We start from the raw sequence: 7,825 nt of genomic DNA on the forward strand, positions 1-7,825 counted from the left end.
ATGCTGCTCCTCGGCCTCGGCAACGCCGGCGCCCAGCTCACCCGCTACGCCGCCGCCGACCTGCGTCCCCCGGACCGGCGCGGCGGCGCGATCGGCCTCGTGGTGGGGACGGCGGCGGTCGGCGCGGTCGGCGGGCCGCTGCTCCTCGACCCGTCCGGCGCGCTGGCCCGCACCCTCGGCCTCACCTCGCTGACCGGCCCCTTCCTCCTCGCCCTCGCCATCTGCACGGCGGCGGCCACCGCCGCGACCGGCGCGCCCGCCACCCGGCCCGCCCGCACCACCGGACCGTCCCTCCGCGCACTCGCGCGGGACCCGGTCACCAGATCCGCGCTGGCGGTCATGGTCACGGCGCAGGTCGTGATGGTCGCCGTGATGACGGCGGCGCCGGTGGCGATGCACGGCCACGGCCACGGACTCGCCGCGGTCGGACTCACCCTGTCGGCGCACACGTCCGGCATGTTCGTCCTCTCACCGGTGACGGGCCGCCTCGTGGACCGCCTCGGCGCCCGTCCGGTGATGCTCGCGGGCCTGCTCACCCTCGCCGCCTCCGCCGCCCTCGCCGCGACCGCCCCGCACGCCTGGACGCAGGCCGGGGCGCTGTTCCTCCTCGGCTACGGCTGGAACCTGTGCTTCGTCGGCGGCAGCGCCCTGCTGGCCCGCGACCTCCCCGCGGACCGCCGCCCGGACATCGAAGGCGCGGTCGACGCGGCGGTGTGGACGATCGCCGCGGCGGCGAGCGTCCTGTCCACCGCCGTCATGGCGGCGGGCGGCTACGCCCTCCTCGCCACCCTGGCCGCCGCCCTGCCCGCCGCGGTGGTCGTCAGATCGGCTGGCGAGCGCCTTCGATACGCCCCCGGACGAGGCGCGGATGGAAGTAGCTGATCCCGACGCGGCCCGCCTCGGTGACGCAGAAGATCTGGTACCCGTTGCGCCCGTCCTCGTCCGGGACGGAGAACTCCTCGGGCGCGAACATGCCCTCCGCCGTCATCGCGGCGAACCACCGGCCGAGCGCGTACTCGTCCGGAAAGGTCTCCAGCCCGGCGCCGCGGCGCCCGAGCGTGTAACGGACCTCGTAGGCGCACCCGTCAGGGGGGAACCTCATATACGCCCGGTCCCGCGGCAGACGTTGCACCGCACGCCGGTGGCGGTGCTGGTCCCCGTCCCGTTGCAGCCGGGACACGACCGCGTAGCCGGCTTGTTGTGCTTCCCCAACGCCCACCACCTCCAAGCCGCTCATCCTAGGCCCCGCCCCCCACCCCACGCAGCGACTCCACCGTTTCCCACCCACGCGCCCACCCCCTCGACCACCACCGAAGGAACGGCGCCGTCCGAAACCCATCGCCCCCACCCCCATCCCACCCTCAACGGTTCCTTAACGCGGGCATAAGAGGGGAGCCTTGGGGGGCGCGAGGTGCGAGGTTCGTGGCGTGGCACTGCGAATGGACAACAACACCGGTTCGTTCGCCCCCGGCGCGCCGGGGGCACGGATGCACCCTGCGGCGGTGGCCCTGGCGTTCCGGACCCTGCCGTCCGTGCACCGCGAGATCCTCACCGAGACGGTCTTCCGGGACCGCTCGGTCAACGAGGCGGCGGCGTCGCTCGGCGTGCCGGTGGACGTGGTGAAGGTCCGCGTCTACCAGGCGCTGCGGGCGCTGCACAGCGCCGTGCAGGCGCCGCAGGCGCCTCGGGCGGCCGGCTGATCAGGTTCGGTCCGCGGCGGCGAGATCCCGGACTATCTCGGCGAACGAGCGGACCAGCGGGCCGTCGGCGCCCCGCGGCCAGGCGAGCGCGACGCGGAGGGGCTCCACGTCCGTGAGCGGCACCCAGGCCAGGTCGGGGCGCGTGTAGTAGTGGGCCATGCTGGACGGCCCGAAGCAGATCGCGGTGCCCTCGGCGACCTGCTCCAGCATCTCCTCGACGTTGTCGTTGGTGGGGCCCCATTTCGGCTCGCTGCCGTCGGGGCGGGGGTTGACCGCCCACCAGTCCACCCAGGCGCGGGGGGCGCGCTCGGTCCAGAGGAGCGGTTCGTCCTTGACGTCGAGGATCGAGACGCCGCCGTCGCCGGCCAGAGGGTGGCCGGACGGGAGGCCGACGACGCGGGGCTCGGTGTGGACGACCTCGGCGTGCAGGCCGTCCAGGTCGGCGGGGAGCCACACGAACGCGACGTCCACGAGTCCGTCGCGGAGCGCGGCGGTCTCGCCGCCCCAGTCGAACCGTTTCGGTTCGACGCGGACGCCGGGGTGGGCGCGGGCGAAGGCGGCGCGGGCGCGGGTGGTGAGCTCGCCGGCGCCGGTGGCCTCGAAGCCGACGCGCAGGACGCCGGTCTCGGCGCGCCGGTGCCGCTCGGCGGCGGCGGTCACCCGGTCGGCCTGGCGGAGGGCGCGGCGGGCCTCGGCGATGACGTCCGCGCCGGCGGGGGTGGCGGTGACGCCGCCCGCGTGGCGGTCGAAGAGGCGGACGCCGAGCTCGGACTCCAGGCGCCGGAGGGCGTAGGACAGCGCGGGCTGGCTCACGTAGAGGGACGCGGCGGCGCGGCCGAGGTTGCCCTCGTCGGCGATGGCGACGAGGTAGCGCAGTTGCCGCAACTCCATGCAGGGATCATAAAGGGCGCTTATCGGACTTGCTGATCTCTGTCTTGGACGGCGCCCGGCGGCGGCTGCGATAACCGTTGGCATGACGAACACGGAGAAAACAGGACGGGTCTGGTTGATCACGGGAGCGTCGTCGGGCTTCGGCCGGGCGATCGCGGAGGCGGCGCTGGCGGCGGGCGACACGGTCGTGGCGGCGGCGCGGCGTCCCGAGGCGCTGGACGACCTGGTGCACGCGCACCAGGGGCGGGTGAGCGCGGTGGCGCTGGACGTCACCGACCAGGGGGCGATCGCGCGGGTCGTCGCGGACGTGGTGCTGTGGCACGGGCGGATCGACGTCCTGGTGAACAACGCGGGGCGCGGGGTCGTGGGCGCGGTCGAGGAGACCACGGACCGCGAGCTGCGGGACCTGATGGAGTTGCACTTCTTCGGCCCGGCCGCGCTGACGCGGGCCGTCCTGCCGCACATGCGCCGGCGGGGGAGCGGTGCGATCGTGCAGATGTCGAGCCAGGGCGGGCGGCTGACGTTCCCCGGCGTGGGCGCCTACTCGGCGACGAAGTACGCGCTGGAGGGGCTGTCGGACGCGCTGGCGCAGGAGGTCGCGCCGTTCGGGATCAAGGTGCTGATCGTGGAGCCGGGCGCGTTCCGGACGTCGTTCGCCGGCGGCGGCGCGCTGCACATGACGGCGGAGATGCCGGAGTACGCCGGGTCGGTCGGGCCGGTGCGCGCGAACCTGCCGGCCAGCGACGGCAAGCAGCCGGGCGACCCGGCCAAGGCCGCGGCGGCGATCCTGGACGCGCTCGACGCGGCGGAGACGCCGCTGCGGCTGCCGCTCGGCAGCGACGCGGCGGACGCCGTGAAGGCCAGCCTGGACGGGTTGCGCGCCGAGTTCGAGGCCTGGGAGGCGGTTTCGCGGAGCACCGACTTCGACGAGTGACCGTCCGGCGGCCGACCATGTCGGCACGTCCCGTCGCCGCCTCTGGTTTTGCCCGACCGGCTCGCGGGCACGGGTCGTTATGGATCATGACTTTCCGTATGTGAATGGTCCGGTGGCCAGCACGCGCGTGACCGGCCGGTGGCCCGGGGTCCCGCACGCCCGGTGCGTGCGGGGCCTCGTCGAGCGATCCTGAACGGAGTTGGTAGCGATGGCCTTCTCACCGGGCTTCCACCGGCGGGACCGCGAGCGCGAGGCCGGCGACCGGCTGCCGCCGGGCCAGTACCTCACCGAGGACTTCCCCGTCCTGTCGGCCGGTCCGACGCCGCGCGTCGACGAGGCGGCGTGGAGTTTCACCGTGGAGACCGAGACGGGGGAGCAGCGGTCCTGGTCGTGGGCGGAGTTCATGGATCTGCCCCAGGAGCGGCCCACTGTCGACATCCACTGCGTGACCCGCTGGTCGAAGTTCGACACCACCTGGCAGGGCGTCCGCGTCGACACGCTCCTGGACGGCCTGGACACCGCTGCCTCCCACGCGCTCGCCTACAGCTACGGCGGCTACACCACCAACCTTCCCCTCCAGGACCTCATCGGTGGCAAGGCGTGGATCGCCCACACCTTCGACGGCGCGCCGCTCGCGCGCGAGCACGGCGGGCCGGCGCGCCTCCTCGTCCCGCACCTGTACTTCTGGAAGTCGGCCAAATGGGTGCAGGGCATCCGGCTCCTCACCCAGGACCAGCCGGGCTTCTGGGAGAGCGCCGGCTACCACGACTACGGCGATCCGTGGCGCGAGCAGCGCTACTCATGGGCGTGAGAGCGGGCGGTCGGACCAACCCGCCGACCTGGCAGCCCGCCGAGCTCGTCGCCGACCGCTGGGAGAACCAGGCGACCCGCACCCTGATCCTGGACGTGCCCGGGTGGCCGGGCCACCAGCCTGGCCAGCACGTGGACGTTCGGCTCACCGCCGACGACGGCTACCAGGCGGTGCGCAGCTACTCGCTGGCCGCACCGGCCGACGGCGACCGCGTCGAGCTGACCGTGCAGCGCGTCCCGGACGGGGAGGTCTCGCCGTACCTGGCCGACGGCCTGCCCGTCGGCGCGAGGATCGAGGTCCTCGGCCCGATCGGCGGCTACTTCGTGTGGCGGCCGGACGAGACCGGGTCCACCTTGCTCGTCGCGGGCGGGGTCGGCGTCGTCCCGCTCATGGCGATGGCCCGCGCGTGGCGCGGCGCCCCGGCCGAACCGCTCCGGATGATCTACTCGCTGCGGTCGCCCGACCTGCTCTGCTACGGCGACGAGCTGGCCGCCCTCCCGTCCGCGGGCGCGGGCGTCCTGCTCGCCTACACCCGCGAGGCCCCGGCGTCCGAGGCTCGGCGCCCCGCCCGCCTCACGTCCGCCGAGATCGCCGGTCACGGCTTCGCCGCCGAGGAGGCGCCCCGCTGCTACGTCTGCGGGCCCACCGGGTTCGTCGAGGCGGCGGCCTCCGCGCTGATCGACCTCGGCCACGCCCCGGCACGGATCCGCACCGAACGCTTCGGCCCCACTGGAGGATGACCATGCCCGATCCCTCGACCACCGGCCTGGGCTGGCAGGGCTTCCTGCCCGACGACCGGCACCTGGACGGCAACGTCCTCGCCGGGCCGCTCAGCATGCTGTTCGTCCCCGACACCGCGCTCGCCGAAGGGCGCTGCGGCCACTGCGGCCACCGCGACCTGCTGGCCCGCGCGCCCCTGTACGGCGACGCGCCCGGCCAGGTGCTGCGCTGCGGGATCTGCGCGCAGCCGACGCTGCGCCTGGTCACCGCGCCCGACCGGTTCTGGCTCGACCTGCCGGGCGGCAGCGGCCTTTCGATCCCGCACAGGGGATAGCGGCGGACGCCTCGGTGCCCCCCTGGGGTCCCGCGCTGCCGATCGCGACGGGGCTGGGAAAAGGTGTTGCCCGGGACGGCGGGTTCCCGGCACAGTGGGTCTTGAGCGCAGACCGGAAGGAGTGGCCAGAGATGCATCACCGAATGCACAGCAGCAGCCGTTCCGGTCTCGGGAGCCGCCGCAGGACGTGATTACGTCGTCCTGACGCCGACCGCCCGCGGACCGCAGTCCGTACGGGCGGTTTTTCGTTTCCCGGAGGGTTGGCCGAGTGGAAAGGCATCGGCTTGCTAAGCCGTGGTCAGGGGCGACCCTGCGCGAGTTCGAATCTCGCACCCTCCGCGCCGGGTAGGGACGCTGGTGCGTCCGGCGGTCTCATAAGCCGCATGAGGCAGGTTCGATTCCTGCACCCGGCACGCTCGACGGCCGCAACGGCCGGAGAGGCGCGTGGCGTCCGTGGTGTAGTGGTCTGCACGCCAGGTTGTGATCCTGGAGGTTCCGGTTCGATCCCGGGCGGTCGCCCTCTCAAGGCGGCCTCATCTCGGTGAGCGCGAGGCGCTGCCCGCCGGGCTCGGTGGCGGACGTCCTGCACGAATGGAGTGGCGCCGACGCGTGCCGGATCCTGGAGCGCTGCGCCGAGGCGGTTAGTGGCCTGCGGTGGGCACTGGCTCCGCGGAGGCGGACATGCGCTCGACGAGATCGGTGTGGTGCGCGCCCGCGCGGAAGCGGGGGTCGGCGAGGACGGTCCGCAGGAACGGTCCCGTGGTGTGCAGGCCGGGGCCGGCCACCTCGGTCTCGTACAGCGCGCGGTCCATCCGATCCAGCGCCAGGTCGCGGTCCTCGTCCCAGGTGACGATCTTGGCGATCAGCGGGTCGTAGTGCGAGGTGATCCGCTCGCCGGGGACGATGTGCGTGTCGACCCGGGTGAACGGGCCGCCGGGCAGGGTCAGCCGCTCGACGGTGCCGGGCGCGGGGCGGAAGTCCCGGTCCGGGTCCTCGGCGTTGAGGCGGCACTCCACGGCGGCGCCGCGGAAGGCGACGTCGTCCTGCCGCAGCCGCAGCGGCCGCCCCGCCGCGACGAGCAGCTGCTCGCGCACGATGTCCACGCCGGTCACCATCTCGGTCACCGGATGCTCGACCTGGATGCGCTGGTTGATCTCCATGAAGGTGAAGCGGCCGTCCTCGTCGACGAGGAACTCGAACGTCCCCGCCCCGATGTAGCCGGTGGCCAGCGCCCCGCGGACGGCGGCGGCGTGCAGGGCCCGCCGCACCCCGTCCGGCAGGCCGGGCGCCGGCGACTCCTCGACGAGCTTCTGGTGGCGCCGCTGCACCGAGCAGTCGCGCTCCCCGAGGTGCACGGCGTTGCCGTGCCGGTCGCACAGGACCTGGACCTCGATGTGCCGCGCCCGCCGCAGGTACCGCTCCAGGTAGACGCGGGAGTCGCCGAAGGCGGCCCGCGCCTGCGCGCGGCTCTCCTCGTAGGCGGGCGCGAGGTCCGCGGGGGAGGAGACCACGCACATGCCGCGGCCACCGCCGCCCGCCGCCGCCTTGATGATCACCGGGTAGCCGATGGCGGCGGCCACGTCCCGGGCGCGGGACGGGTCGTCGACCGTCCCGTCGCTGCCGGGCAGCAGCGGGAGCCCGGCGGTGGCCATCAGCGTCCGCGCGACGGCCTTGTCGGCGAGCCGGGCGATGACCTGCGCCGGGGGCCCGACGAAGGCGATGCCGCTGTCCTCGCAGATCTCCGCGAAGTCCGGGTCCTCGGACAGGAAGCCGTAGCCCGGGTGGATCGCGTCGGCGCCGGCGCGCAGCGCCGCCTCGATGATCGCGGGCGGGTACAGGTAGCTGCGGTGCGGGTCGGCCGGGCCGATGCACACGGCCTCGTCGGCGAACCGCACGACCGGCGTGCCGGCGTCGGCGGTGGAGTACACCGCGACCGTGCGGACGCCCATCTCCCGGCAGGTGCGCGCGACGCGGAGGGCGATCTCCCCCCGGTTGGCGATCAGAACGGTGCCGAACATCCGGTCCTCCGGCTCAGCCTTGGGGGTCGGCGCGGTAGGCGATCAGCGGCTGGCCGTACTCGACCGGCTCGCCGTCCCCGGCGAGCACCCGCACGACCTGCCCGGCGCCGTCCGCCTCGACGGGGTTCATCAGTTTCATCGCCTCCAGGATCCCGACCTGCTGCCCCTTCTCCAGCACGTCGCCGACCTCGACGAACGGCGGCGCCCCCGGCTCGGGGGCCCGGTAGAACGTGCCGACGGCCGGTGCCCCGAGGTACCGCACGTCCGTGCCCTCGCCGTCGGCGTCGACGGCGCTCTGGGGGACGCCCGGCGCGTGCGCGGGCCGGTCGGCCCGCTCGCCGGCCGGGCCTCCGCCCGGCTCCCGCGGCCATTCGAGCTCGACGCTGAGGTCGCCGGCGCGCACGCGGACCCGGTGCG

The 7,825-nt window shown here is 74.3% G+C and carries 10 protein-coding genes and 3 tRNA genes; 9 read left to right on the forward strand and 4 right to left on the reverse strand.

All coding sequences use genetic code 11. The features are described 5' to 3' along the window. A partial coding sequence (locus E1300_RS45390; protein WP_131763467.1) for an MFS transporter occupies nt 1-882 on the forward strand: 882 nt, incomplete at its 5' end. On the opposite strand, the gene E1300_RS45395 is transcribed toward E1300_RS45390, so the two are convergent. After that, nucleotides 821-1,102: a hypothetical protein gene (locus E1300_RS45395; RefSeq protein ID WP_131763468.1), complete on the reverse strand. Its 282-nt coding sequence runs from the start codon at nt 1,100-1,102 to the stop codon at nt 821-823. The genes E1300_RS45390 and E1300_RS45395 overlap by 62 nt on opposite strands. 325 nt (nt 1,103-1,427) lie before the next feature. Here E1300_RS45395 and E1300_RS45400 point away from each other — a divergent pair, with 325 nt between their 5' ends. Then, on the forward strand, nt 1,428-1,700 hold the full coding sequence (locus E1300_RS45400; RefSeq protein ID WP_242619811.1) for a sigma factor-like helix-turn-helix DNA-binding protein: 273 nt from the start codon (nt 1,428-1,430) through the stop codon (nt 1,698-1,700). Here E1300_RS45400 and E1300_RS45405 read toward each other — a convergent pair whose 3' ends face one another. Beyond that, nucleotides 1,701-2,591, reverse strand: a complete 891-nt coding sequence (locus E1300_RS45405; RefSeq protein ID WP_131763469.1) for a LysR family transcriptional regulator — start codon at nt 2,589-2,591, stop codon at nt 1,701-1,703. It lies immediately after the preceding gene. 82 nt (nt 2,592-2,673) lie between these two features. Between E1300_RS45405 and E1300_RS45410 the strand changes: the two genes are divergently transcribed. From E1300_RS45410 to E1300_RS45440, 7 genes are all read left to right on the forward strand, one after another. After that, nucleotides 2,674-3,525 (forward strand): oxidoreductase, encoded by an 852-nt coding sequence (locus E1300_RS45410; RefSeq protein ID WP_131763470.1) that lies wholly within the window; start codon nt 2,674-2,676, stop codon nt 3,523-3,525. Nucleotides 3,526-3,733: 208 nt separating this feature from the next. Next, a complete protein-coding gene (locus E1300_RS45415) occupies nt 3,734-4,336 on the forward strand; it encodes a sulfite oxidase-like oxidoreductase (RefSeq protein WP_131763471.1) in 603 nt (200 codons plus the stop codon). Then, nucleotides 4,327-5,076 carry an FAD-binding oxidoreductase gene (locus E1300_RS45420; RefSeq protein WP_131763472.1) on the forward strand — a complete coding sequence of 250 codons (750 nt, stop codon included), beginning with the start codon at nt 4,327-4,329 and terminating at the stop codon, nt 5,074-5,076. The genes E1300_RS45415 and E1300_RS45420 overlap by 10 nt, the downstream gene beginning before the upstream one ends. Nucleotides 5,077-5,078: 2 nt before the next feature. After that, on the forward strand, nt 5,079-5,390 hold the full coding sequence (locus tag E1300_RS45425; protein WP_207400352.1) for a DUF6510 family protein: 312 nt from the start codon (nt 5,079-5,081) through the stop codon (nt 5,388-5,390). Nucleotides 5,391-5,644: 254 nt separating this feature from the next. Continuing rightward, nucleotides 5,645-5,729 (forward strand) — tRNA-Ser (locus E1300_RS45430). Nucleotide 5,730: 1 nt separating this feature from the next. Next, nucleotides 5,731-5,803: transfer RNA gene (locus E1300_RS45435), tRNA-Met, on the forward strand. Nucleotides 5,804-5,836: 33 nt separating this feature from the next. After that, nucleotides 5,837-5,910: transfer RNA gene (locus tag E1300_RS45440), tRNA-His, on the forward strand. Between the two features lie 121 nt (nt 5,911-6,031). Here the strand turns inward: E1300_RS45440 and E1300_RS45445 are convergent. After that, entirely contained in the window at nt 6,032-7,408 is a 1,377-nt protein-coding gene (locus tag E1300_RS45445) for an acetyl-CoA carboxylase biotin carboxylase subunit (RefSeq protein WP_131763473.1), read from the reverse strand. Nucleotides 7,409-7,421: 13 nt separating this feature from the next. Then, nucleotides 7,422-7,825, reverse strand: a 404-nt coding sequence (locus E1300_RS45450; RefSeq protein WP_131763474.1) for an acetyl-CoA carboxylase biotin carboxyl carrier protein, incomplete at its 5' end; no start/stop codon positions are given.

Source organism: Actinomadura fibrosa, from assembly GCF_900659615.1.
In the GTDB taxonomy this organism is placed as follows: Bacteria; Actinomycetota; Actinomycetes; order Streptosporangiales; family Streptosporangiaceae; genus Spirillospora; species Spirillospora fibrosa.